The organism is Nocardioides asiaticus, assembly GCF_040049175.1.
GTDB lineage: Bacteria > Actinomycetota > Actinomycetes > Propionibacteriales > Nocardioidaceae > Nocardioides > Nocardioides cheoyonin.
Map to the genome: position 1 here is coordinate 39,512 of NZ_JBDZDM010000003.1, position 22,938 is coordinate 62,449.

Annotated in this window: 23 protein-coding genes; 13 read left to right on the top strand and 10 right to left on the bottom strand. The window is 73.4% G+C overall.

From position 1 onward, the window contains the following. Positions 1-5 precede the first annotated feature (5 nt). The gene (locus tag ABLE53_RS10810) at positions 6-1,484 is read right to left on the bottom strand and encodes an aminotransferase class I/II-fold pyridoxal phosphate-dependent enzyme (protein ID WP_348858913.1); all 1,479 of its coding nucleotides are present in this window, start codon (positions 1,482-1,484) and stop codon (positions 6-8) included. Next, on the bottom strand, positions 1,481-2,566 hold the full coding sequence (locus tag ABLE53_RS10815) for a baeRF2 domain-containing protein (protein WP_348858915.1): 1,086 nt from the start codon (positions 2,564-2,566) through the stop codon (positions 1,481-1,483). The genes ABLE53_RS10810 and ABLE53_RS10815 overlap by 4 nt, the downstream gene beginning before the upstream one ends. A gap of 73 nt (positions 2,567-2,639) precedes the next feature. Between ABLE53_RS10815 and ABLE53_RS10820 the strand changes: the two genes are divergently transcribed. The 6 genes from ABLE53_RS10820 to ABLE53_RS10845 all read left to right on the top strand — a co-directional run bounded on the left by ABLE53_RS10820 (position 2,640) and on the right by ABLE53_RS10845 (position 8,609). Then, positions 2,640-3,077, top strand: coding sequence for a hypothetical protein (locus ABLE53_RS10820; protein WP_348858917.1), 438 nt, complete (start codon positions 2,640-2,642; stop codon positions 3,075-3,077). A 132-nt stretch (positions 3,078-3,209) separates the two neighbouring features. Next, positions 3,210-4,757, top strand: a complete 1,548-nt coding sequence (locus tag ABLE53_RS10825; protein ID WP_348858918.1) for an AMP-binding protein — start codon at positions 3,210-3,212, stop codon at positions 4,755-4,757. Between the two features lie 14 nt (positions 4,758-4,771). Continuing rightward, the gene (locus tag ABLE53_RS10830) at positions 4,772-5,506 is read left to right on the top strand and encodes a CHAD domain-containing protein (protein WP_348858920.1); all 735 of its coding nucleotides are present in this window, start codon (positions 4,772-4,774) and stop codon (positions 5,504-5,506) included. Between the two features lie 9 nt (positions 5,507-5,515). After that, positions 5,516-6,643 (top strand): Nif3-like dinuclear metal center hexameric protein, encoded by a 1,128-nt coding sequence (locus tag ABLE53_RS10835; RefSeq protein ID WP_348858921.1) that lies wholly within the window; start codon positions 5,516-5,518, stop codon positions 6,641-6,643. Between the two features lie 5 nt (positions 6,644-6,648). Next, positions 6,649-7,395 carry a zinc ribbon domain-containing protein gene (locus ABLE53_RS10840; RefSeq protein ID WP_348858922.1) on the top strand — a complete coding sequence of 249 codons (747 nt, stop codon included), beginning with the start codon at positions 6,649-6,651 and terminating at the stop codon, positions 7,393-7,395. A 5-nt stretch (positions 7,396-7,400) separates the two neighbouring features. Continuing rightward, positions 7,401-8,609: a bifunctional RNase H/acid phosphatase gene (locus ABLE53_RS10845; RefSeq protein WP_348858923.1), complete on the top strand. Its 1,209-nt coding sequence runs from the start codon at positions 7,401-7,403 to the stop codon at positions 8,607-8,609. On the opposite strand, the gene yaaA is transcribed toward ABLE53_RS10845, so the two are convergent. Next, a complete protein-coding gene (yaaA, locus tag ABLE53_RS10850; protein WP_348858925.1) occupies positions 8,610-9,386 on the bottom strand; it encodes a peroxide stress protein YaaA in 777 nt (258 codons plus the stop codon). It lies immediately after the preceding gene. 19 nt (positions 9,387-9,405) lie between these two features. Here yaaA and ABLE53_RS10855 point away from each other — a divergent pair, with 19 nt between their 5' ends. After that, on the top strand, positions 9,406-10,863 hold the full coding sequence (locus tag ABLE53_RS10855) for an RNB domain-containing ribonuclease (RefSeq protein WP_348858926.1): 1,458 nt from the start codon (positions 9,406-9,408) through the stop codon (positions 10,861-10,863). A 136-nt stretch (positions 10,864-10,999) separates the two neighbouring features. Then, a complete protein-coding gene (locus ABLE53_RS10860; protein ID WP_348858928.1) occupies positions 11,000-11,893 on the top strand; it encodes a DUF559 domain-containing protein in 894 nt (297 codons plus the stop codon). Between the two features lie 40 nt (positions 11,894-11,933). Here the strand turns inward: ABLE53_RS10860 and ABLE53_RS10865 are convergent, their stop codons facing one another. Next, positions 11,934-12,770, bottom strand: coding sequence for a sulfurtransferase (locus ABLE53_RS10865; RefSeq protein WP_348858929.1), 837 nt, complete (start codon positions 12,768-12,770; stop codon positions 11,934-11,936). Positions 12,771-12,880: 110 nt separating this feature from the next. On the opposite strand from ABLE53_RS10865, the gene ABLE53_RS10870 reads away from it, so the two are divergent. Genes ABLE53_RS10870 through ABLE53_RS10880 form a run of 3 tightly spaced genes read left to right on the top strand, consistent with a single transcriptional unit; the run spans position 12,881 to position 15,454 of the window. Then, entirely contained in the window at positions 12,881-13,693 is an 813-nt protein-coding gene (locus tag ABLE53_RS10870) for an N-acyl homoserine lactonase family protein (RefSeq protein ID WP_348858930.1), read from the top strand. Then, complete coding sequence (locus ABLE53_RS10875) at positions 13,693-14,982, top strand: hydroxyacid-oxoacid transhydrogenase (protein WP_348858931.1); 1,290 nt, start codon at positions 13,693-13,695, stop codon at positions 14,980-14,982. The genes ABLE53_RS10870 and ABLE53_RS10875 overlap by 1 nt, the downstream gene beginning before the upstream one ends. 1 nt (position 14,983) lies before the next feature. After that, positions 14,984-15,454, top strand: coding sequence for an FmdB family zinc ribbon protein (locus tag ABLE53_RS10880; RefSeq protein WP_348858932.1), 471 nt, complete (start codon positions 14,984-14,986; stop codon positions 15,452-15,454). Positions 15,455-15,460: 6 nt separating this feature from the next. Here the strand turns inward: ABLE53_RS10880 and ABLE53_RS10885 are convergent, their stop codons facing one another. Genes ABLE53_RS10885 through ABLE53_RS10910 form a run of 6 tightly spaced genes read right to left on the bottom strand, consistent with a single transcriptional unit; the run spans position 15,461 to position 20,866 of the window. Then, entirely contained in the window at positions 15,461-16,093 is a 633-nt protein-coding gene (locus ABLE53_RS10885) for an HAD-IA family hydrolase (protein ID WP_348858933.1), read from the bottom strand. Positions 16,094-16,102: 9 nt separating this feature from the next. Continuing rightward, positions 16,103-17,197, bottom strand: a complete 1,095-nt coding sequence (locus ABLE53_RS10890) for a vWA domain-containing protein (protein WP_348858934.1) — start codon at positions 17,195-17,197, stop codon at positions 16,103-16,105. After that, positions 17,197-18,153 (bottom strand): VWA domain-containing protein, encoded by a 957-nt coding sequence (locus ABLE53_RS10895; protein WP_348858936.1) that lies wholly within the window; start codon positions 18,151-18,153, stop codon positions 17,197-17,199. The genes ABLE53_RS10890 and ABLE53_RS10895 overlap by 1 nt, the downstream gene beginning before the upstream one ends. Beyond that, entirely contained in the window at positions 18,150-19,043 is an 894-nt protein-coding gene (locus tag ABLE53_RS10900; RefSeq protein WP_348858938.1) for a DUF58 domain-containing protein, read from the bottom strand. Before ABLE53_RS10900 ends, ABLE53_RS10895 begins: the two co-directional genes overlap by 4 nt. 13 nt (positions 19,044-19,056) lie before the next feature. Next, positions 19,057-20,055, bottom strand: a complete 999-nt coding sequence (locus ABLE53_RS10905; RefSeq protein WP_348858939.1) for an AAA family ATPase — start codon at positions 20,053-20,055, stop codon at positions 19,057-19,059. 13 nt (positions 20,056-20,068) lie between these two features. Beyond that, positions 20,069-20,866, bottom strand: coding sequence for a S1C family serine protease (locus tag ABLE53_RS10910; protein WP_348858940.1), 798 nt, complete (start codon positions 20,864-20,866; stop codon positions 20,069-20,071). Between the two features lie 87 nt (positions 20,867-20,953). On the opposite strand from ABLE53_RS10910, the gene ABLE53_RS24820 reads away from it, so the two are divergent. Then, positions 20,954-22,141, top strand: a complete 1,188-nt coding sequence (locus ABLE53_RS24820) for a VOC family protein (protein ID WP_425474865.1) — start codon at positions 20,954-20,956, stop codon at positions 22,139-22,141. Further along, entirely contained in the window at positions 22,057-22,905 is an 849-nt protein-coding gene (locus ABLE53_RS10925; protein WP_348859781.1) for an ERCC4 domain-containing protein, read from the top strand. Before ABLE53_RS24820 ends, ABLE53_RS10925 begins: the two co-directional genes overlap by 85 nt. Positions 22,906-22,938: the final 33 nt, after the last annotated feature.

The following is a 22,938-nucleotide window of genomic DNA, read 5'->3' on the forward strand; positions in this document are numbered from 1 at the left end:
CGTGGTCAGGCGACGACGCGCACGGTCTCGAAGCTCGGATCGGCCGGGTCGGGCAGCAGCATGCCGGCGGCCCTGCCCGACAGGAGGTAGTCGACCGCCTCGGCGGTGATCCGCTCGCCGGGTGCGATGACGGGTACGCCGGGCGGGTACGGGCTGGCCATCTCGGCGGCGATCCGACCGACGGCGTCGCGGACCGGTACCTGCTCCGCCTCGGCGAAGAACGCGTCGCGCGGCAGCATCACAGTCTCGAGCTGGAGCCCCTCCGGCGACGGGAAGTCGACCGGCTTCGCCTGCTCGAGGCCGCCCGCCTCGGCGGCGAGGCGGCGTACGGACTCGACGAGCAGCGCGACCGTCTCCTCATCGTCGCTGTGGGTGAGCCGGGCGCTAAAGCGGCAGGCGTCGCTGGCGCCCATGTCGACGTGGTGCGCCGTGCGCAGGTGCTCGGTGGCCTGGTAGCCGCTGATCCCGAGGCCGCGGACGTCGACGGTGAGGACGAGCGGGTCGACCTCGTGGGCGAACCCCTCCTGCACCACCTCGGGGCCCATCAGCTCGACGCCGTCGATGGCGGCGATCTCGGCGCGCGCCCGGTCGGCGAGCCGCAGCGCCCGGTCGAGGAGATCGTGGCCGTGCTCGACCATCTGGCGCCGCCACCCGTCGAGGGTGGCGTAGACGAGCGAGCTGGCGCTGGTCGTGCCCAGCAGGTCCTCGCGCTGCGCGAGCACGGCGGGGTCGACGCGGTCGCCCTGCAGATGGAACACCGAGCTCTGCTCGATGGCCCCGCCCATCTTGTGCACGCTGGTCACGACGACGTCGGCGTCGGTGTCCATGCCCCAGGCCGGCAGGTCGTCGTGGAACGGCAGGTGCGCGCCCCACGCCTCGTCGACGATGAGGGGGACGCCGACCCGGTGGCACACCTCGGCGACGCCTCGGATGTCGGCGCACGAGCCCCAGTCGGTCGGGCTGATCAGGAGCATGCCCTTCGCGTCGGGCTGCCGCTCGAGCGCGCGGCGTACGTCGTCGGGCTCGGGCGGGTGAGCCATCCTGCGGCGCTCGTCGAACTTCGGGTGGACCCAGACCGGGTCGGTGCCGTTGACGATCACCGCCGACATCACCGACTTGTGCGCGTTGCGCGAGACGAGCAGCTTCTCACCGGGCCCCGCGACGGCGAGCATCGCGGCCTTCACCGACAGCGAGCTGCCGCAGGTCGAGAAGAACGCCTGCTCGGCGCCGACGGCGTCGGCCATCAGCTCCTGCGCCTCCTGCAGGATCCCCCGGGACAGGCGCCGGTCGTCGAGCCCGTTGAGGTTGAGGACGTCGGAGGCGAAGGTGCCCTCGCCGACGACGTTCAGGACCCGCGGGTCGACGCCCCGGCCCTGGCGGTGTCCGGGCGGGCCGAAGACGTAGTCGCCGCGGTTGCGGAAGTCCGCGAGGGCCTCCAGGATCGGCGCGCGCGAGTGGTCGAGACGAACGGACACCGCGCTCACGCCCCCTGGTCCCAGCGGAGGATCGCGGCGACCGGCTGCCGCTGCATGGCGATGCTGGGCAGGGTGGTCACCTCGGCATCGGTGGCGACCGCGGCGGCGACCAGGGCCTCGTCGGCACGGAGCGGACGGGACGGCTCGGGGCCGCCGAACGCGAGACCGGGGAAGTCGTTCGGGTTCAGGGTCACCTCGGAGAGGGCCGCCGGGTCGACGACGAGCGTCTCGACCTGGCCGCGCACCAGCGCGTCGGTGACCGCCTCGACGCCGGCCACGGCGGCGTCGCCGCGCCCGAGACCCTGCTCGAGGCGGTGGGCGAGCTCCGTACGCCGGCTCACGACCTCCCCGGCGAGCACCTCGTGGATCGCTTCGTGCAGCGCCTCGTCGCCGCCGTCGGCGTGCCGCTGCCCGGTGGGCAGGTCCACGATCCGGGCCTGGAGATCCCCGAGGGCCTTGCGGACCAGCGACACCGCGGTCGGGTCGCCGCCCAGGAGCACCAGTGGATGCCCGTGCGTGCGTACGACGGTGGTCAGCTCCTCCGCGACGTCGTCGGCGTTGCGCCGCCAGATGTCCTCGGTGCGCCGCTGGATCTCGACCGCTCCGGGGCCGCGGGTCGGCTTCTTGTGGATGTTCTCGGTCTCGCCTCCGGCGGAGACGCTGAGGTCGGGCTCGCTGACATCGGACTCCCACAGCGAGATGTCGCCGCCCTCGTGGTCGACGAGCGCGAGCACGAACGGGAGCGTGGCGTCACGGTGGGCGATCCAGGCGGCCAGGTCCGGGAGCGCGTCCCAGGTCGCGACCGGCTGGTCGACCCGGGTGAGCGCCGTCTCGTCGTACACGACGCCCTCGGGACCGGCGACCACGATCCGACCGACCGGCGCGGGCCGGTCGGTGGGCTCGTCGAGGCGCTGCGCGACGAGATCGACGACGTCGGCGGGCGCGCCCTGCTCCGCCAGCCGCTCGCATGCCGCGCGGACGCGGAGCTCGTGCTCGTGCCGCCCGTGCTCGGTGTCCTGGCTGACGTCGGCCAGGACCGTGGCGAACGGGCCGGATCCCTGCAGTGCGGTGGTCAGGGTGGACGTGTTCATGCCGACCGGTCCCCGAACCGGGCACCGGTGAAACCGCGAGTCCGGTGTCACCCGGAGGGGTACCGGAGCCGCCATGGTGCGTCGAACCGAACTGCTCGCAGCCGCCGCGAGAGGACTCGCGGGCGCGATGATGATGAGCGCGCTGCGCGAGGTGACGCTCAGTCTCGGGCTGCTGCGTGAGTCGCCTCCCGACACGATGGTGCGGGAGGGGACGCCGGCGTCGGTCGAGGAGGTCGGCGACGGCACCCGCTCCGCGGTGACCGAGCTGGCCCACTGGGCCTACGGCGCCGGCGGCGGCGCGGCGTACGCACTCCTGCCCGACGCACTGAAGGTGCGCGGTGTGTCCGGGCCGGCGTACGGCCTCGGCGTCTGGCTCGGCTTCGAGCTGCTGCTCGCCCCGCTGCTCGGCGTACGCCACCCGCAGGGGAAGGTGGTGGGCCGGGCGATGCTCGCGCTCGACCACGTGGTGTACGGCGTCGTGGTCGCCGGGAGGTTCCCGCCGAACCGGTGAGAGGGCGCTCATCCGTGGCCCGACCGCTCGACGCAGCGAAGCGATCGCTCGTCGGCTCGACCGCGACCCCGGAGGCGGCCGACGGCGACACTCGTTAGAGTGACCGCGATCACGCGAGGACTGGGAGGTCACGTGTTCGTACCGTTCTGCGTCTCCGACTTCATCGATCGCGCCGCGCTCGTGTACGCCGACCGGGTCGGCGTCGTCGACGAGCCGATGCAGCCCGCGCCCGCGCTCGGCGGCGAGGGGCTGACCTACCGGGAGGTGCACGCGCTCGCCGCGCGGATGGCCGCCCGCCTCGACGAGCTCGGCGTCGGCCCGGGGGAGCGGGTGGCGATGGTGAGCCACAACAGCGCGCGGCTGCTGACGGCGATGTTCGGCGTGTGCGGCTACGGCCGGATCCTGGTGCCGGTGAACTTCCGCCTGCGGCCCGACGAGGTCAAGTACATCGTCGAGGACTCCGGGGCCCGGGTGCTGTGGATCGACCGCGAGCTCGATGAGGAGCTCAGCGACGTCACGGCGGAGCACCGGTTCGTGCTCGGCGACGACGACAGCCTCTTCGCCCCCGAGGGCTCGGTGCCGAAGCCGTGGGAGCCCGACGAGAACGCCACCGCGACGATCAACTACACCTCCGGCACCACTGCGCGCCCGAAGGGCGTCCAGCTGACCCACCGCAACATCTGGACCGACGCGACCGTCTTCGCGCTGCACGCCGGACTGACCGACCGCGACGTCTACCTCCACACCCTGCCGATGTTCCACGTCAACGGGTGGGGGATGCCGTACGCCACCGCCGGCCTCGGCATCAAGCAGGTCGTGCTGCGGAAGGTCGACGGCGCCGAGATCCTGCGCCGGGTCCGCGACCACGGGGTGACGTTCATGTGCGCCGCGCCCGCCGTCGCCGCCGCGGTGCTCGACGCCGCGCAGGACTGGGAGGGCGAGATCCCCGGGCGCGACCGGGTGCGCATCATCATGGCCGGCGCGCCCCCGCCGACGCGGACCGTCGTACGCGTCCAGGAGGAGCTCGGCTGGGAGTTCATCCAGATCTACGGCCTCACCGAGACCAGCCCGCTGCTGACCGTCAACCGGACCCGTCAGGAGTGGGACGACCTTCCGGCCGAGGAGCGTGCGACCAGACTGACCCGCGCGGGCGCGCCCGCGCTCGGGACGAAGCTGTCCATCGGCACCGGCGAGCACGCCGGCGAGGTGCTGGCCCGCAGCAACACCGTGCTGGAGGGCTACTGGAACAAGCCCGAGGAGACCGAGCGGGCGCTCGGTGACGGCTGGTTCCACACCGGCGACGGCGGGCAGATCGGCGAGGACGGCTACCTCACGATCACCGACCGCAAGAAGGACGTCATCATCACCGGCGGCGAGAACGTCTCCTCGATCGAGGTCGAGGACGTCCTCTTCAGCCACCCCGCCGTCTCCGAGGTCGCCGTCATCGGGGTACCGAGCGAGAAGTGGGGGGAGACCATCCTCGCGCTCGTCGTGCTCGGCGACGGCCGGGAGGCCACCGAGGCCGAGCTGATCGGCTGGTGCAAGGAGCGGCTGGCCGGCTACAAGGCACCCACGGTCGTGGAGTTCCGCGACTCGCTCGCGCGCACCGCCACCGGGAAGCTGCAGAAGTTCAAGCTCCGCGCGCCCTACTGGGAGGGCCGCGACCGTCAGGTGAACTAGGGCGTGTCTCCCTCATGGCGACCCGGACGGCCCGGGTCAGGGCCTACCTCGCCGACCACGTCGCGGCCGCACGGCGGGCGGAGGCAGCCCTGGCGGACCCTGGGCCCGACACGGTGCACGACGCCCGGGTGGCGCTGCGCCGGGTGCGTAGCACGCTCCAGACCTTTCCCGCGCTCGTCCCCGAGGAGCGCCGTGAGCAGGTCATCGAGGCGCTGCGCGACTGGTCGGGTGTCCTCGGCGCCGCCCGCGACCACGAGGTGCTCCTGGAGACGCTCGGCGAGGTCTGCGACGACGAGCTCCTCGCGGCGCTGCGGCCGAGCCTCGACCACCAGGCCGGGGAGGCGTGGGCGGCGCTGGAGACCGAGCTCTACTCGCCCGCCCACCGCGACCTGATGGAGGAGCTCGAGTCGCTCGCCCTGGCGGAGCCGGACGGCGGCGTACATCCGCGGCGGCGGGTACGCCGGGCGATCGACCGTGCCGAGAAGCGGCTGCGTCGGGCCGGCGACGACCCCGTCGCCCTCCATGACGCGCGCAAGGCGGCGAAGCGGGCCCGCTACGCCCTCGAGGCGGTCGGCGAGGACTCCTCCGAGCCGGAGGCGGTCCAGGACGCGCTCGGCGCCCACCACGACTGCATCGTGGCGATCGAGTTCCTCGAGTGGTCCGGTGTGCCCGACCAGCGCACCGCGGCGGCGCGCAAGGAGCTCGCCCGCCGGGCGGACCGAGCGCTGGCCGGCGTGGCGCGTCGATAGCCTGAGGCCATGCCGCAGCAGCCGACACTCGGCGACGTGGTCGCCCTCCTCGACGAGTGGTACCCGCCCGCGACCGCCGACTCCTGGGACGCCGTCGGACTGGTGTACGGCGACCCCGCGGCGCCGGTGTCGCGGGTCATGCTCGCCGTCGACCCGGTGCTGCCGGTGGCCCAGGAGGCCGCCGAGTGGGGCGCCGACCTCCTCGTCGTCCACCACCCCCTCTTCCTCAAGGCCGTCCACGGCTTCCCGGCGACGACGCCGAAGGGCCGGACCCTGGCCACCCTCGCGGGCGCCGGCTGCGGGCTGCTGACCGCGCACACCAACGCCGACCAGGCGCTGGGCGGTGTCTCCGAGGCGATGGCGCTCGCGCTCGGGCTGACCGAGGTCGAGCCGCTCGTGCCGGCCGATCCGGCGGCGTACGACAAGCTGACCGTCTACGTCCCGGCGGGCGACGCGGACGCGGTGCGGACGGCGCTGGCGGAGGCCGGCGCCGGCCGGATCGGCGACTACGACTCCGCGTCCTTCTCGTCCACGGGCGAGGGCAGGTTCCGACCGCTGCCCGGCGCCAGCCCGGCGATCGGCTCGGTGGGCTCGCTCGAGACCGTCGAGGAGGTGCGCGTCGAGTGCGTGCTGCCGCGGCCGCTGCGCCGGTCGGTCGTCGCGGCCATGGTGGCCGCGCACCCCTACGAGGAGCCGGCGTACGACGTCGTGGAGCTCGCTCCTCTCACCCCGTCTTCCACCGGGACCGGCCGGGTCGGCCACGTGCCGCGCACGACGCTGCGGGAGTTCGCGACCCGGGTGGTCGAGGCGCTGCCGGAGACGGCGTCCGGGATCCGGGTCGGCGGCGACCCGGACCGGCCGGTCGAGACGGTGGCGCTGTGCGGCGGTGCGGGCGACTTCCTGCTCGACCGGGTGGCGTCGGGCGGCGCCGACGTCTACGTGACGAGCGACCTGCGGCACCATCCGGCGAGCGAGTTCCTCGAGAAGGAGGGCCCGGCGCTGGTCGACGTCCCGCACTGGGCGGCCGAGTGGACCTGGCTGCCGGTGGTGGAGGGGAGGCTCCGCGCAGGCCTGGGCGCTACGGTTGAGACCCGCGTGTCCACGACGGTGACGGACCCGTGGACCCTTCGTCTCTAGGAGCAATGCTGAAAGCCGACCCCTACGCGCAGCTGAAGCTGTTGGACATCGCCGAGCTCGATGCTCGTGCCCACCAGCTGCGCCACCGCAAGTCGCACCTCCCGCAGGCGGCCGTGATCGCCGAGCTGCGGGCCTCCCACAAGACGCTCGACGACCAGGCCCGCGACGCGCGCATCGCCCGCGACGACCTCGAGCGCGCCCGGAAGAAGGCGGACGCCGACGTCGAGGCGGTGAAGACCCGCCGCCGGCGTGACCAGGAGCGGATGGACTCCGGCGCGGTCGGCAGCGCCAAGGACCTCGAGCGGATGCAGCAGGAGCTGACCTCGCTCGACCGCAGGATCTCGGTCCTCGAGGACGAGGAGCTCGAGGTGATGGAGCGGCTCGAGGAGGCGGAGGCGACCCTCACCCGGCTCGACGCCGAGCTCGAGGAGGTCGCCGGCAAGCTCGCGGTCGCCGAGGAGCAGCAGGACGCCGAGGTCGCGAAGATCGAGGCGGAGCTCGACGAGATCGCGGCCGAGCGCAGCCCGGCGGCCGACGGGATGCCCGTCGACCTGATGGCGCTCTACGACCGGCTGCGCGAGCAGAAGGGCGGCGTCGGCGCCGCCGCGCTGCGGGCCCGGCAGTGCCAGGGCTGCATGCTGACCCTCGACCCCGCCGAGCTCGCCCGGATCAAGGCCCTGCCCAGTGACGAGGTCGTCCGCTGCGAGGAGTGCTCCCGCATCCTCGTGCGCACCTCCGAGTCGGGGCTGTGAGGCGCGTGGCCCGCACCAGCGTCATCATCGAGGCCGATGGCGGCTCGCGAGGCAATCCCGGACCGGCGGCGTACGGCGCGGTGCTGAAGGACGCCGAGACCGGCGAGGTGATCGCCGAGGAGGGCACCACGATCGGGCGGGCGTCCAACAACGTGGCGGAGTACCAGGGCCTGATCGCCGGCCTGCGGATGGCCGCGGAGTACGCCCCCGAGGCCGACATCGAGGTCCGGATGGACTCCAAGCTCGTCGTCGAGCAGATGTCGGGCCGGTGGAAGATCAAGCATCCCGACATGCGTCCGCTGGCGCTCGAGGCCAATCGGCTGGCGCCCTTCGGGACCGTCTACACCTGGATCCCGCGGGAGCGGAACAAGCACGCCGACCGGCTCGTCAACGAGGCCCTCGACGGGCTCCGCAGCGGCGTCACGGTCGGTGGCGGCGGCGACGAGTCGCTCGTCGCCGAGCTGGAGTCGCCGGAGGCGGCGGAGGCGGCGGATGAGGCCGCGGAGCAGGACGGGGCGGTCGAGGCGCAGCAGCCGCCGGCCCGCGGCTGGTCGATGCCGGGCGCGACGGCGACGACGCTGGTGGTCGTACGCCACGGGGTCACGCCGCACACCGCCGCGAAGAGGTTCTCCGGCGGCCTCGGCGGCGACAACCCCGGGCTCTCCGACGACGGCCGCTCCCAGATCCGTGCGACGGCCGACTGGATCTCGCCGATCGCCGACCGGGTGGGCGCGGTGGTCGCCTCGCCCGTACGCCGGACCCGCGAGTCGGCCGACATCATCGCCGAGACGCTCGGCGTGCCGGTCGAGGAGGAGCCCGGCTTCGCGGAGACCGAGTTCGGCGAGTGGGACGGGCTGACGCTCGCGGAGATCGACGAGCGCTTCCCGGGTGAGCTGAAGCAGTGGTTCTCCTCGATGGACTACGCGCCGCCGGGCGGCGAGTCCTTCACCACGGTCCAGAAGCGGGTGCTCGACGGCCTCGACCGACTCCTGACCCGGCACGCCGGCGAGACGGTCGTCGTGGTCAGTCACGTCACGCCGATCAAGCTGCTCGTCGCCCGCGTGGTGGGGGCCGGGCTCGATGCCGGCTTCAGGATGGAGCTCTCCCCGGCGTCGGTGACGGTGCTGGCGTTCTACGACGACGACAGGGCGTCGATGCGGCTCTACAACGCCCAGCCGCCGGGGGCCGACGCGTTCAGCGGCCCGGCGTGGTGATCACAGCTCGCTGACGACGACGTCGAGCCGAGTCCCGTTCCTCGACGGCTCGCCCGGCTCGACGGTCCAGCCGAGGTCGCGGAGCGCGTCGGCGAGCGCGGCCGGGGTGCGCGGGTTGGCGCCGCACTCGAGCAGCGCGCGCACGATCCGGCCCTTGGTCGCCTTGTTGAAGTGGCTGACCACCTTCCGGGTGCCGTTGACCTCGTGGAGCACCCGGACCGTCGCCGCACGCTCCGCCACCTCCTGCGCGTGCCAGAACGCGGCGTACGTCCCCGACCGCAGGTCCACCAGCAGGCCCCCGCCCAACGCCTCGAGGACGCCGGGGCCGAGGTGGCGGCGCCAGTGCGCCTGGACGCCGCCGAGGCGGGGGAGGGTGGTGTCGCCGGAGAGGCGGTACGCCGGGATCCGATCGCCCAGGCCGACGAGCCCGAACACGCTGCTGGTCACCATGACGCGGCTCGCCGCGCGGCGCTTGGCGGCGGTCGACAGCGTGGCCGGGTCGAGGGCGTCGTACACGACCCCGGTGTAGACCCGGTCGGCCCGCGCCGTCGGCGCCTCCCGGAGTCCGGCGTTCAGCGCGACCAGCTCGGGCTGGGTCTTGGGGATCCCGAGGATCCCGACCGCGTCCTCGGGCCGGGTGACGCACAGCTCGACCAGCGCGTCGACCACCGCCTCGCGGGCGTCGGTGAGCACCGGCACGGAGAGAGCCTCCAGGTCGAGCGGGGCGCCGCGGCGGGGCGCCGTCTTGCCCTCGGACGGCGGGAGCAGGATCAGCACGGTGCCCTATGGTGCCGGTATGCCTTCCAACCGCGTCATCCGGGTGGCCGAGGCCGACGACGGCGTCGCCGCACGGACCCTGCAGCAGGGGATCGCCGACATCCAGAAGGAGCTGGGCGCGACGCCCGGCTTCCCGGCCGAGGTCGAGGAGGCCGCTGCCAGGGCCGCCGCGGAGCCGAGGCTGCCCGAGAAGGACCGGACCGACCTGCCGTTCGTGACCATCGACCCGGCCGGCTCCATGGACCTCGACCAGGCGCTCCACCTCGAACGCGACGGGGACGGCTATGTCGTCCACTACGCGATCGCCGACGTGGCCGCGTTCGTGGCGCCCGGCGATCCGGTCGACGTGGAGGCGCACCGCCGTGGCGAGTCGCTCTACGGCGCCGACTCGAAGATCCCGCTGCACCCGAAGGTGCTCTCCGAGGGAGCGGCGTCGCTGCTGCCCGGCGAGGTCCGCCCGGCGCTGCTCTGGACCACCCGGCTGGATGCCGAGGGCGAGAGCGTCGACACCTTCGTCGAGCGGGCGAGGGTCAGGTCCGTCGCGAGGCTGGACTACGCCGGCGTACAGCAGATGATCGACACCGGCACCATCCCGGCGGCGTATGCCGACTCGCTGGCGCTGCTCAAGCCGATCGGCGAGCTCCGGCTGGCGAAGGAGGCCGCGCGCGGCGGGGTGAACCTTCCGCTGCCCGACCAGGAGATCGCGGTCCTGGGGGAGGAGTGGCGGCTGGAGTTCCGGGAGATGCTGCCCGTCGAGGACTGGAACGCCCAGCTCTCGCTGCTCACCGGCTTCGGCGCCGCCGACCTGATGGTCTACGCCCGCGTCGGCGTGCTGCGCACGCTGCCGCCGCCCGACCCGCACGACATCCAGCGCCTCCACCGCACCGCTCGGGCGCTCGGGATCGACTGGCCGGCCGAGATGCTCTACCCCGACTTCATCCGCGGCCTCGACCCGAAGAACCCCAAGCATGCCGCGATGACCGTCGCCTGCACCCGACTGCTGCGGGGGAGCGGCTACGCGACCTTCGACGGCGAGCTGCCCGAGCTGACCGAGCACGCCGCGCTCGCGTCTGAGTACGCCCACGTCACGGCCCCGCTGCGCCGCCTCGCCGACCGGTACGCCGGCGAGATCTGCGTCGCGCTGTGCGCCGACGAGCCGGTGCCGGACTGGGTTCGCGCCGCCCTCCACGAGCTACCCGACACGATGCGGGAGTCCGGTCGGCGCGCCTCGGCGTACGAGCGGGCGGTCGTCGACCTCGTCGAGGCCGGCATCCTCGCGCCCCGGGTCGGCGAGGAGTTCGCCGGCGTCATCGTCGACCTCGACGACAAGGACGAGCGGCGCGGCAGCGTGACCGTCCAGGAGCCGGCGATCGAGGCGCCGGTCAGCGGCACCGAGCCGCTGCCACTCGGCAGCGACGTCCGCGTGCGGCTCGCCAGCGCGGACATCGCGTCGAGGAAGGTGGCGTTCAGTCTGTAGCCAGACCAGATCGTCGGAGGAGTGCTCCGCCGTCCCGCGGCCTGCCGTTCCCATAGCGTGCTGGCGGCGTACTTTCTCCGACGAACTGGCCTGTGGACAACCCGCTGGCCCGCGCCGAGGCGGGCATGACACGGTCATGGAAGCGACCGAGGCCCTCGCCCGGCTGGGTGGTGTGGCGACCCATCGTCAGATCCTCCGGCTCACGAGCCGCCGCAGGCTGCGCAGCGCCGTCGGCGACGGAGCAGTGCGCCGGCTGGCCCACGGACGCTATGCGCTTCCGACAGCCGCGGTCGCGGTCACGGCGGCCCAGCTCGTCGGCGGCGTCGTGGCCCTGCGGAGCGCGGCCGCCCACTACGAGTGGGGGCTGAAGACGCAGCCGCCGATGCCCGAGGTCGCGATCCCGGCTGGCTCGAGGCTGACCCGGGTGCGCCGCGACGGCGTACGCCTGCTCTGGGTGCGGCTCGCCGACGACGAGGCGCGCGACGGGGTGACCACGCCGCTGCGCACGGTGGTCGACTGCGCGCGCCGGCTCCCGTTCGACGAGGCCTTGGCGATCGCGGACTCCGCGCTCCGCTCCGGGCGGGTGACCCGCGCCGAGCTGGACCGCGTCATCGTGCGCGGCGCCGGGGCCGCTCGCGTGCGCCGCGTGCTCATCCATGCCGACGGGCGAGCCGCCAATCCCTTCGAGTCAGTGCTCCGGGCGCTCTGCATCGACGCCGGGCTCGTCGTCACGCCCCAGCAGGCAGTGATGGCGGCCGGACTCGTGTTCCACCCCGACCTGGTGTGCGTGGAGAAGGGTGTGCTGATCGAGGCGGACTCGTTCGGGTTCCACAGTGGGCGCGCCGCGTTCAGCCGAGACTGTGAGCGCTACAACGCGTACGCGCTCGCCGGCTGGCGGCTGCTGCGCTTCACCTTCGAGCAGGTGATGGGCGGCCAGGCGCAGGTCCTGCGGGTCCTGCGCGCGGTGGCGGCAGGTCCTGCGGCCAGGTCGTCGGAGGAGCTCGTGGCGACGCTGGCCGACGCGGTGTGAGGCTGCTTCGCCAGCGTACTTCGTCCGACGATCGGGCCGCTCACTCGCCGGTGGCGACCGGGCGGCCCTGGTTGCTCCACTGCGACCAGGAGCCGGGGTAGAGCGCGGCCTCGATGCCCGCGATCGCGAGGGCAGCGACCTCGTGGGCGGCGGTGACGCCCGAGCCGCAGTACGCCGCGACCGGCGCGGACCCGTCCGCGCCGAGGGCCGCGAAGCGGCTGCGCAGCTCCGCGGCCGGCAGGAAGCGGCCCTCCGGGTCGAGGTTATCGGTCGTGGGGGCGTTGACCGCGCCGGGGACGTGGCCGGCGACCGGATCCACCGGCTCGGTCTCCCCGCGGAACCGCTCGGGCGCCCGGGCGTCGAGCAGGACGCCGGCGTACGTCTCGGCTACGTCGGCGTCGATCGTCGGCAGCGCGCCGGGCGTGAGCGTCACGCCGCCCGGTTCGGGCATGACGTCGTCGGTGGCGAGCGCGCCGCCGGCGGCCAACCAGGCGGGCAGCGCGCCGTCGAGGAGGCGTACGTCGGCGACGCCGCCCCAGCGCAGCAGCCACCATGCCCGCGCGGCGGCGAGGTTGCCATGTCCGTCGTACGCCACGACCGTCGATCCGTCCCGCACGCCCCAGCGGCGCGCGGCCGCCTGGAGCGCCTCTGCCGAGGGCAGCGGGTGCCGTCCGTCGGTCGGCTCGCCGTGGGCCGCGAGCTCCTCGTCCAGCGGCACGAAAACCGCGCCGGGGACGTGGCCGGAGAGGTAGTCGGCGCGCCCGTCGTACGGCGGCCCGCCGGCGGCGGTGAGCTGCCAGCGGACGTCCAGGACGACCGGCGGAGTGTCGGAGGAGAGCGCCTCGGCGAGCTCGGCGGCGGTGATCAGCACGGTCACGGCGACACCCTACGAGCACGTCATTGACACCGTGTGATGGCCCTCACTTAACTGTCGTTCAGAAGTCTCATCTCGGAACCCCGGCACACCGAAGCGACGGAGAGTGGCAGATGGCAACAGCGAACAGGCTTCACATCCTCGACTGCGGCGCGATGAGCTGCGACCTGACCTGGCTCCTCCTCAAACCGGGCCGCAGCATCCGGCCCCGGGGCGAGAAGGAGAAGCCGGTGGAGTGGTACGAGTGCACAACCCACGCGGTCCTGATCGAGACCGACGAGGGCACCATCCTCTGGGACACCAGCTGTCCCCGTGACTGGGAGACCCGGTGGGAGCCGACCGGGCTGCAGGAGTTCTTCCCCTACGACCAGGTGAGCGAGGAGCAGTACCTCGACCAGCGGCTCGGCCAGCTCGGCGTGAGCCCGGACAAGCTCGACTACGTCGTCCTCTCCCACCTCCACTTCGACCACGCGGGCAACGTCCGCACCTTCGCCGGCACCGGCGCCAAGCTGGTCTGCTCGGACGCGGAGAAGGAGTTCGCGTTTGGCTTCGACGGGGCGTTCACCGGCGCCCATCTCAAGGCCGACTACGAGGGCCTCGACTTCGAGACGGTCAGCGGTGACACCGAGTTCCTGCCGGGCGTGACGCTCATCCAGGCGCCTGGCCACACCCCCGGACAGATGGCCATGCAGGTCGACCTCAAGGACTCGGGCACGATGATCTTCACCTCCGACGCCGTCTACATGGGCGACTCCTACGGACCGCCCTCGACGCCGGCCGCGATCGTGAACGACCTGACCGCGTGGTACACGTCTGTGGACAAGATCCGTAACCTCGCCGAGAAGACCGACGCCACCGTCGTGTTCGGGCACGACGCAGCCCAGCTGAAGTCGATGCGGCTCGCACCCGTTGGGAGCTACACCTGATGAGCCACCCCGCCCCCGCCAACCCCGAGAGCGTCTTCACGTACGGCGCACCGCAGCTCAAGTTCGGACCCGGCGCCTCCGCGGAGATCGGCTGGGACCTGGCGCAGTACGGCGTACGCCGTGCTCTTGTCGTGACCGACCCGGGCATCGCCGCCACCGGGACCCCCGCGAAGGTCGCCGAGCAGATGGCGGTCTTCGACATCGTCGCCGAGGTGTTCGACGGCGCTCACGTCGAGCCCACCGACGAGAGCTTCGAGACGGCGATCGCGTGGGCGCGCGAGCACGGCCCGTTCGACGCGATCGTCGCGGTCGGCGGTGGCTCGAGCATCGACACCGCGAAGGCCATCAACCTGATGACCACCAACGACGGCGAGCTGATGGACTACATCAACGCGCCGGTCGGCGGCGGCAAGGCGCCCACGAAGCCGCTGCACCCGATGATCGCGGTGCCCACCACCACCGGCACCGGCGCCGAGTCCACGACCGTATGCGTGCTCGACGTGCTGTCGCTGAAGGTGAAGACCGGCATCAGCCACGCCCGGCTGCGGCCGACGCTCGCGGTCATCGACCCCGATCTGACCATCTCGCAGCCGGCCGGCGTCACGGCCTCGTCGGGCATGGACATCCTCTGCCACGCCTTGGAGAGCTACACCGCGCGGCCCTACACGACCTACGAGCACAAGACACCGGAGCAGCGGGTGCCCTACTGCGGCGCCAACCCCATTGCCGACATGTGGTCGGAGAAGGCGCTGACCCTGATGTCCGGCTCGTTCCGGCGGGCGGTGAGCCACGGCGACGACACCGAGGCGCGCGGCGCGATGGCGATGGCGGCGACGTTCGCGGGGATGGGCTTCGGCAACGCCGGGGTCCACATCCCGCACGCCAACGCCTACCCGATCGCCGGCCGGGTCAAGGACTTCCACCCGAAGGACTACCCGCCGGCGGAGCCGATGGTCCCGCACGGGATGTCGGTCTCCCTGACGGCGCCCGAGGCGTTCCGGTTCACGTTCGACGCCAACCCGGAGCGCCACATCCGCGCCGCCGAGATGCTCGGGCCGGAGGTGGAGAAGCCGAACGATCTGAGGGAGTACCTCCCGACCGTCCTCGCCGGGATCATGCGCGACATCGACATCCCCAACGGCGTCGGCGCGGTCGGCTACTCCAAGGAGGACATCCCCGACCTCGTTGACGGCACGATGAAGCAGCAGCGTCTCCTCGCGACCAGCCCGAAGCCGGTGACCGAGGAGGACATCGCCGGCATCTACGAGCGGTCGCTCGAGCTGTGGTGACATGCCGATCTACGAGCTGAGGTGCGAGGGCGGTCACCGCTTCGAGGTGATCCAGTCCTTCACCGCCGAGCTCCCCGTCTGCCCGACCTGCGGGGCGGAGACCGCCAAGGTCCCGTCCCGGGTCGGGCTCACCGGGGTGGCGTCGGTTCCGCCCGCCCACGACGCGATGCCACAGACCTGGCGAGGGACCTACGACGGCGACAAGGAGTACGTCGACAGCCTCCGGCGTACGGCGGAGGCGCGCACGCGACTGGAGGAGAAGCATCCCGAGCTCGCCGGCGACCGGCGCCCCATCGTCGCCCACGAGGGCGTCTACGAGGCGGCTCCGCTGCGGGCCGGGGACACGCCGGTGGGAGGCCACTCCCACGGTGCCGGCCACGGGCATGGTCATGGGCACGGCCACGGGCACTCGCACGCCCCGAAGCCGACCTCCGGCGACACCGCCGGCGGCGGGACCGGCGGCTCCGACTAGCACCGGTCAGCGCAGGACGAGGCGCCCGTTCTGCCAGCCCGCGGCGGTGAGGTCGGGGACGACGACGTCGGCGCCGCGTCCGTGCGCGTCCGGGCCGACGCCGACGACGAACCCGACCCCGGCGGCGCGGGCAGCCGCGATGCCCGCCGCGCTGTCCTCGAGCACCAGGCACGCGGCGGGCTCGACCCCGAGCCTCTCCGCGCCGAGCAGGTAGCAGTCCGGCGCCGGCTTGCCGCGCGCCACGTCCTCGGAGGTGACCAGGACCGGGGGAGCGGGCAGCGAGGCCGCCGCCAGCCGCGCCCGGCAGAGCTCGGCCGGGGCCGAGGTGACCACGGCGTACGCCGACCGCGGCACCGCCGCGAGGAGCTCCACCGCCCCGGGGACCGGCCGGGTCCGGTCGGCGGTCTCGACCTCGAGCCGGTCGATGAGCGCCGTGGCCCCGGCGCGCCGCGGCTCGGGCAGCAGCCGGGCGACGGTCTCCAGCGACCGGCGTCCGTGGATGCCGGCGAGCACTTGCTCCGCGTCGAGGCCGTAGTGCCCGGCCCACTCCGTCCACGCTTCCTCGGACGCCTCCTTGGAGTCGACGAGGACACCGTCGCAGTCGAAGAGCAGCGAGCTGATCGAGGAAGGCGGCGTCACGCGCCGAATCTAGCGGGGCGACCCACCCGGAACGGTGCGCACCCGGTTGAACCACAGCGACAGCCCGACGGCGGTGGCGACGAGGAGTCCGCCGGCGCCCGCGAACCAGGCCGCCAGGTCGACGTCCTTGTGCGTCAGGGTGAGGTTGCTGGGCAGGTCGCGGAGCGCGTCGGAGAGCTCCTTGGCGTTCTCGGCGCGGTAGTACTCGCCGCCGGTCGTCCGCGCCACGGCCTGCAGGGTGCTCTCGTCCATGAGCAGGGGATTGCCGCTCCAGCCACCCGGGCCGGGGTTGCCGCCGTACCCCCCGGCGCCACCGGGCCCGCCGCCCCACCCGCCGAGCCCGTCGTCGCCGATCTGCGAGCTGGAGCACACCAGCGCCGACGGGCTGGTGGTGCCGAAGCCGATCGTGAAGACGCGTACGCCGCGCTCGGCCGCCTGACGCGCCGCGGTCCGCGGCGGCACACCCTGGGTGTTGGCGCCGTCGGTGAGCACGACGATCACGTCAGGCGCGTAGCCGGCCGCCTGCTCCCGGTCGGCCGTCGCGCCCGTCGGCGCCACCGTCGGGTCGATCTCGGCGATCGCGTCGATCGCGGTCAGGATGGCCTGCCCGATCGCCGTCCCGCGCGAGGTGGTGAGGCCGTCGAGCGCGTCGAGGAGCTCGTCGGTGTCGTCGGTCGGCGGCACCGGCAGCCCCGCCGTACCCGCGAATGTCACCAGACCGATCCGCGGGCCGCCGGACTGCGAGTCTACGAACTCCTCGGCGGCCTTCTCGGCGGCGGTGAGGCGGTTCGGGTCGACGTCCGTCGAGCACATCGAGCCCGAGATGTCGAGGGCGAGCAGGATGCTGGTCGAGTTGTCGACGACCGGCACCGACGCCTGCGGCCGGGCGGCGCCGACTGCGAGGACGCCGAGCCCCAGGAGGAGTACGCCGGCGGGGACGCGCCTGCGCCAGCTGCTGTGCCGGGGGACGGCCGCGCGCACGAGCGCGACCGAGGTGACCCGGAGCGCCCTCCTGCGCCGACGGCGTCGCGCCCACCACGCGTACGCCAGCACCAGCGCCGGCAGCAGCAGCGCGGCGAACGCCCAGGGCCAGGTGAACGACATCAGACGATCCGTCCCGTCCGCCGCACCGTGAGCACGGCGCCGAGGGCCAGCAGGAGCAGCGCTGCCGCGGCGAACGCGCCGGCCAGCGGGAGCTCGCGGTCGGCGACCTCGAGCCGCAGGTCGATCCCGGACGCGACGTCGTCGAGGTCGGCCGCCCCGGTGGCGGCGTGGTAGTCCCCGCCGGTCGTCGTCGCGATCCCCTTCAGCGTGTCCTCATCGAGCGCGGTACGCAGCCGGTAGCCGTCGACGTCGACGACCGTGCCCTGCGTCGTACCGACCCCGACGGTGTCGACATGGACCCCGGCGTTCTGCGCGGCGGTCGCGGCCGCCTCGGTCCTGTCCGGGTCGCCCTCGTCCTCGCCGTCGGAGACCAGCACGACGGTCGCCGAGCTCCAGTAGCCGAGACCGGTCGGCGCGCTCCCGTCCCGCTTGAGGGCGACCGGGCGGCCGGTGATGGCGGAGAGCGAGGCGAGGATCGCGGCGGCGAGCGACGTACCTCCCGTGACGCGCAGCCGGTCGACGGCCGCCAGCGCCGCCGTGTGGTCGGTGCTGGGCCGGGAGGTCGTCAGCGCCCCCTGCTCGAAGGCGACCACGCCGACCTTGACGTTGTCGGGCTGGGCCTCGACGACGGCCTTGGCCGCGCGCTGGGCGAGCGCCAGGCGGGTGGGGCGTACGTCGTCGGCGCCCATGCTGTTGGAGACGTCGACGGCCACGACGACCGTGCCGGTGCTCTGCGGGACCGGCACCGACGCGGTCGGCCCCGCCGCGGCGACCGCGAGGACGCCGACGCCTGCGACGGTGCACCACAGTCCGCCCTGACCGAGCCGGCCGCTCGGCGTCAGCCCCGCCCGGCGCAGTGCGGCGGAGCGCTGCCGGCCGAGGCGTACGGCGGCCGTGACGAGCCCGGCCAGGACCAGGACCCCGACGACCAGGAGGAGCGGCGAGGAGAGGCTCACGTCCGCCACCTCGTCCGCGCGACCACGTCGACGAGCGCCTCGACGAGGTCGCGGTCGGTGGGGATGCGGTACGCCGGCACGCCCGCCCGCCGCATGCCGCTCTCGAGCGCCGCGTCGCGCTCGCCCACCGCGGTGCGCAGCTGCACCTGGAAGAGCGGGTCGCTGGAGTCGACGACGAGCTGCTCGCCGGTCTCGGCGTCCTCGACGACGATGAGCCCCGCCTCGGCGAGGCCGTCGTCCACGGCGTCCACGACCCGGAGCGCGACCACCTCGTGGCGGCGGGCGAGCCGCATCAGCGGCCGCTCCCAGTCACCGATGCCGATGAGGTCGGAGACGACGACCACCAGCGACCGCCGCCGGGCCAGCGACGCGGCGGTGTCCAGCATCGCCGCGAGGTCGGTCGTGGCGCCCCGCGCCGGGGTCGCCGTGCGCTCGAGCTCGGCGCCGATCCGCAACGCCTGGTCGCGGCCGGTGGCGGGCGGCACGACACGCACCGTGCCGGCGCCGGCACCGGTGTCGTAGAGGATCGCCCCGACCCGGTTCCCGCCGCGCCCCAGCAGCCGGGCGAGGACCAGGGCGAGCTCGGTGAGCACATCGGCTTTCCCGCGGTCGGGCGCCCCCGCGACCATCGACGCCGACCGGTCCAGCACCAGCCAGGTCGTCAGCTCGCGGTCCTCGACGAACTCCCGCACGACGGGCTCGTCGAGCCTCGCGGTCGCGTTCCAGTCGATGTGGCGGGCGTCGTCGCCCTCGGCGTACGCCCGCAGCGAGGTGATGTCCACGCCGGAGCCGCGATGGGTCGTGCGGTAGGCGCCCTGGAGCCGCCCGTCGAGGCGGCGTACGACCCGCCACTCGAGGCGGCGGAGAAGGCGGTCCGGGGCGGTGGCCATGGCGCGCTGCCGGTCAGCGGTCCTGGAGCACGACGTCGGGCGCTGGCACGGCCCGCAGCACGCTGGTGACGACCGTGTCGGGGTCGACGTCGTCGGCGAGCGCCTCGTAGGACAGCACGACTCGGTGCCGGAGGACGTCGAGCGCGATCTCGCCGAGGTCGTGGGGGAGGACGTAGTCGCGCCCGCGGAGGAAGGCGATCGCCCGAGCCCCGAGGACGAGCGCGATCGAGGCGCGCGGGCTGGCGCCGTACGTGACGTAGCGCTCGAGTTCCCCGAGCCCGGCGGTGCCGGGCGCGCGGGTCGCGGTGACGAGGCGTACGGCGTAGTCGACGACGGCCGGGTCGACGTAGACCTGCTGCACCCGCTCCTGCATCGGCAGGATCTCCTCGGGTGTGAGGATCGCCTGCGGGGGAGCGGGCGGCCGCATCGCCCGCTCGACGACGGCGTGCTCCTCGGGAGAGCTCGGGTAGCCGACGACGACCTTCATCATGAACCGGTCGACCTGCGCCTCCGGGAGCGGGTAGACGCCCTCGGACTCGATCGGGTTCTGGGTGGCCATGACGAGGAACGGCTCGGGGACGCGGAAGGTCTCCCGTCCGATCGTGACCTGGCGCTCCTGCATGACCTCGAGCAGCGCGCTCTGCACCTTCGCCGGCGCCCGGTTGATCTCGTCGGCGAGCAGCAGGTTTGCGAAGACCGGCCCGAGCGCGGTCTGGAACTCGCCGGTGTGCTGGTGGTAGACGCGGGTGCCGACCAGGTCGGCCGGCAGCAGGTCGGGGGTGAACTGGATGCGCTGGAACTGTCCGCCGATCGCACCCGCGAGCGACTTCACCGCCAGGGTCTTGGCGAGACCGGGCACCCCCTCGACGAGCAGGTGGCCGCCGGTGAGCAGGGCGACGGCCATCCGCTCGAGCAGCACGTCCTGCCCGACGATCGTGCGCTTGACCTCGAACAGCACCTGCTCGAGCGGGTTGGTGTACGGCGTGCTCCCGGTCGTGCTCGGCGTACTCATGGCTGCTCCTTCGTCACAGCAGCGGCCCGCCGCCGCCTCCGCCGAGGAGGCCGCCGATCGGCGCCGCGAAGCCGATCCCGGCGAACGCGTCGTCGCGTCCCGGGTCGGCGATGGAGACGACGATCCCGATCACCGCGCCCTGGGCGTCCAGGAGCGGTCCGCCGGAGCTTCCGGGGTTGACCGAGGCGTCGAACTGGATCAGACCGGTGAACCGGCCGTGGTCGGTGCGGGCGGGGCGGTCCACCCCGGAGACGACGCCCGATGAGACGCTGTCGACGAGGCCGAGCGGGTGACCGATCGCGACGACCTGCCCGCCGACCTGCACCTCGCCCCCGATCGTGGCCGGCACCAGCGGCTGGGGCAGCCGTGCGGGCTTCAGCGACGCCACGTCGGCCCGCTGATCGCGGGAGACCACGGTCGCGGGGCTGCGGGTGCCGTCGAAGAAGCTGACGCTCACCGCGCTGCCGTCCTCGATGACGTGGTCGGCGGTGAGGATGGTCCCGTCGTCGGCGGCGACGACGCCCGAGCCGAGCGACCCGTCCTTCGTGCGTACGACGACCACCGACGGCACCAGGTGCCGGTAGATGTCCGAGACGGTCGGCGTCTTCGACGCGCTCGGGCTGGCGCTTGGGGACGTGCCGCTCTGCGGCGTACCGCCGTCGTCGGGGTGGAAGGCGAGGACCGCCAGCACCACCACGGCCGCGACGAGGGCGACGACCAGCAGGGCCGCTCCGAGGACCACTCCGCGCCTCCCGCGGATCCCCGGCGCGCGCCCCTCCGACTCCGAGACGGGCTCGGGCCCTGGCGCCATGTGGTTGATCGTAGGACCACTGCGGAAACGTCCGCGCCGGCCGGATATCTCGTTGCCGCGTCCCCCGGCGGCGCCTAGCGTCACCGGATGACCTGCCAGCTCCTCGGCCTGGGCTTCTTCGCGAACGACCCGCCGCTGCTCGCCTGCTTCTGGGCGGGGGTCCTGGGTCGTGAGCTCGACGGTGGCGGGGTCGTCGTGCTGCCTCCGGACGACGTCGGCCTCCGTCTCCGCTTCCTCCCGGCCGACGAGCCCAAGACAGGCCTGAATCGTACGCACTTCGACCTGACGAGCGAGTCCGCCGAGGGTCAGCGGGAGACGGTCGAACGGGCACTCGCGCTCGGCGCCCGACCGTTCGACGTCGGGCAGTCCCCGGACGAGGGCCACGTGGTGCTCGCGGACCCCGACGGCAACGAGTTCTGCGTCATCGAGCCGGGCAACGGCTTCCTGGCGGGATGCGGCTTCCTCGGCGCCGTCAACGGCGACGGGACCCAGGCGGTGGGCTACTTCTGGGGTCGCGTGCTCGACTGGCCCCTGGTCTGGGACCACGACGAGGAGACCGCGATCCAGTCGCCGCGGGGCGGCCCCAAGCTCGCGTGGGGTGGTCCGCCGGTCATGCCGAAGCCGGCGCGGAACCGGCTGTTCTTCGAGATCGCGCCGGTCGACGCCGAGCAGGGCACGGAGCTCGACCGTCTCGTCACCCTCGGGGCGCGGCCCCTCGAGACGCTCGACGACGGCTCGCTGTTCCTGGCCGACCCCGACGGCAACGAGTTCCGGCTGCTGACGGCCGGCGGGCCCGGTAGGCGGCCCCGCGAGCGGCGTCAGTCGATCGCGACCATGACGTCGGAGGCCTTCACGACGGCGTACGCCTTCTGGCCCACGGCCAGGCCGAGCTCGTCGACCGCCTCGTTGGTGATCGAGGCGGTGACCGTCGTACCGCCGATGTCGAGGCGCACGTGCGAGGTCGTGGCGCCCTTGGTGAGCTCGACGATGGTGCCTTCGAGGATGTTGCGCGCGCTGATCTTCATCTCGTACCTCTCGGGAGACTGCCACCGGACCCACGACGCGTGGACCGATCGGAGTCTCGTCCCCGGGGCGCAGTCCGGTCAACCGGCGGAGGCGCGACGGTCTCGCCAGGGCCTCCCGCCTCGGAACCGCCGTAGGCGGACGGGTAGCGTGGCCGGGTGGTCGAGATGGGTCCGGTGCTGGTCGACCACCGCGAGCGGGGCAGCGGGATCCCGGAGGCTCTCAGTGCCGCTGGTCTCGACGTGCGCCTGACGGATCTTCCGGTGGGCGACTATGTGCTGGGGCCAGGGCTGGCGGTCGAGCGGAAGGGCCCCGCCGATCTGGGTGCGTCGATCCGTGATGGACGCATCTTCGACCAGGCGGTGCGTCTGCAGTCGGCGTTCACCCAAGCGGTGCTGCTGGTCGAGGGTGAGCCCTCGGGGATCCCTGAGGCCGCGTGGCGGGGCGCGGTGTGCCGGCTGGTGGAGGACGGGTTCACCGTGTTGCACAGCCTGGACGCCGAGGACAGCGCGGCGTGGATCGTCCGACTCGCCAAGCGGGCCCGGCGCGCTGCGCCGACCACTCGAACGGAGGGTCCCCGCCGGGCGCCGCGGCACCCGTCCGCTCAGGCGGAGGTGATGCTGTCGGTCGTGCCGGGCATCAGCCTGACCATGGCCCGCAGCCTGCTCGCCGCCTACGGCAGCGTCGCGGCGGTCGCCGCGGTCGCGCCCGAGGGTCTGCTTCGTCACCCCGGCATCGGTCGCGTGCGAGCTGGTCGGCTCGCCTACGCGCTGGGCGGCGAGTACGTCGCACCGGTCGACCGCGAGCCGGAACCGGAGCGGCCTCGCCGCGGGACGCGACCCGTACGGCGGTGGATCCTCGCCGAACCTGATCGCGGCGCGGAGCCCCGGTCGTTCGACCGTCGCGCGATCGCACTCCGTGCGCTGCGCTCGGCCGCTGACGGCGCCCAGTTGATCGACGGCCTCACCGGCGAGGTCCTCGAGGCGAGCTCCCACGCAGGCTCCCGGACCGACTGAAGCGCCCGACGACGCGCGTCGTTCACAGACAGC

Coding starts and splice junctions, on each gene's coding strand:
- ABLE53_RS10815 (WP_348858915.1), bottom strand. CDS start 2,566: ATGAACACGTCCACCCTGACCACCGCACTGCAGGGATCCGGCCCGTTC.
- ABLE53_RS10820 (WP_348858917.1), top strand. CDS start 2,640: ATGGTGCGTCGAACCGAACTGCTCGCAGCCGCCGCGAGAGGACTCGCG.
- ABLE53_RS10830 (WP_348858920.1), top strand. CDS start 4,772: ATGGCGACCCGGACGGCCCGGGTCAGGGCCTACCTCGCCGACCACGTC.
- ABLE53_RS10835 (WP_348858921.1), top strand. CDS start 5,516: ATGCCGCAGCAGCCGACACTCGGCGACGTGGTCGCCCTCCTCGACGAG.
- ABLE53_RS10840 (WP_348858922.1), top strand. CDS start 6,649: ATGCTGAAAGCCGACCCCTACGCGCAGCTGAAGCTGTTGGACATCGCC.
- ABLE53_RS10855 (WP_348858926.1), top strand. CDS start 9,406: ATGCCTTCCAACCGCGTCATCCGGGTGGCCGAGGCCGACGACGGCGTC.
- ABLE53_RS10860 (WP_348858928.1), top strand. CDS start 11,000: ATGGAAGCGACCGAGGCCCTCGCCCGGCTGGGTGGTGTGGCGACCCAT.
- ABLE53_RS10870 (WP_348858930.1), top strand. CDS start 12,881: ATGGCAACAGCGAACAGGCTTCACATCCTCGACTGCGGCGCGATGAGC.
- ABLE53_RS10875 (WP_348858931.1), top strand. CDS start 13,693: ATGAGCCACCCCGCCCCCGCCAACCCCGAGAGCGTCTTCACGTACGGC.
- ABLE53_RS10880 (WP_348858932.1), top strand. CDS start 14,984: ATGCCGATCTACGAGCTGAGGTGCGAGGGCGGTCACCGCTTCGAGGTG.
- ABLE53_RS10890 (WP_348858934.1), bottom strand. CDS start 17,197: ATGTCGTTCACCTGGCCCTGGGCGTTCGCCGCGCTGCTGCTGCCGGCG.
- ABLE53_RS10900 (WP_348858938.1), bottom strand. CDS start 19,043: ATGGCCACCGCCCCGGACCGCCTTCTCCGCCGCCTCGAGTGGCGGGTC.
- ABLE53_RS10905 (WP_348858939.1), bottom strand. CDS start 20,055: ATGAGTACGCCGAGCACGACCGGGAGCACGCCGTACACCAACCCGCTC.
- ABLE53_RS10910 (WP_348858940.1), bottom strand. CDS start 20,866: ATGGCGCCAGGGCCCGAGCCCGTCTCGGAGTCGGAGGGGCGCGCGCCG.
- ABLE53_RS24820 (WP_425474865.1), top strand. CDS start 20,954: ATGACCTGCCAGCTCCTCGGCCTGGGCTTCTTCGCGAACGACCCGCCG.
- ABLE53_RS10925 (WP_348859781.1), top strand. CDS start 22,057: ATGGGTCCGGTGCTGGTCGACCACCGCGAGCGGGGCAGCGGGATCCCG.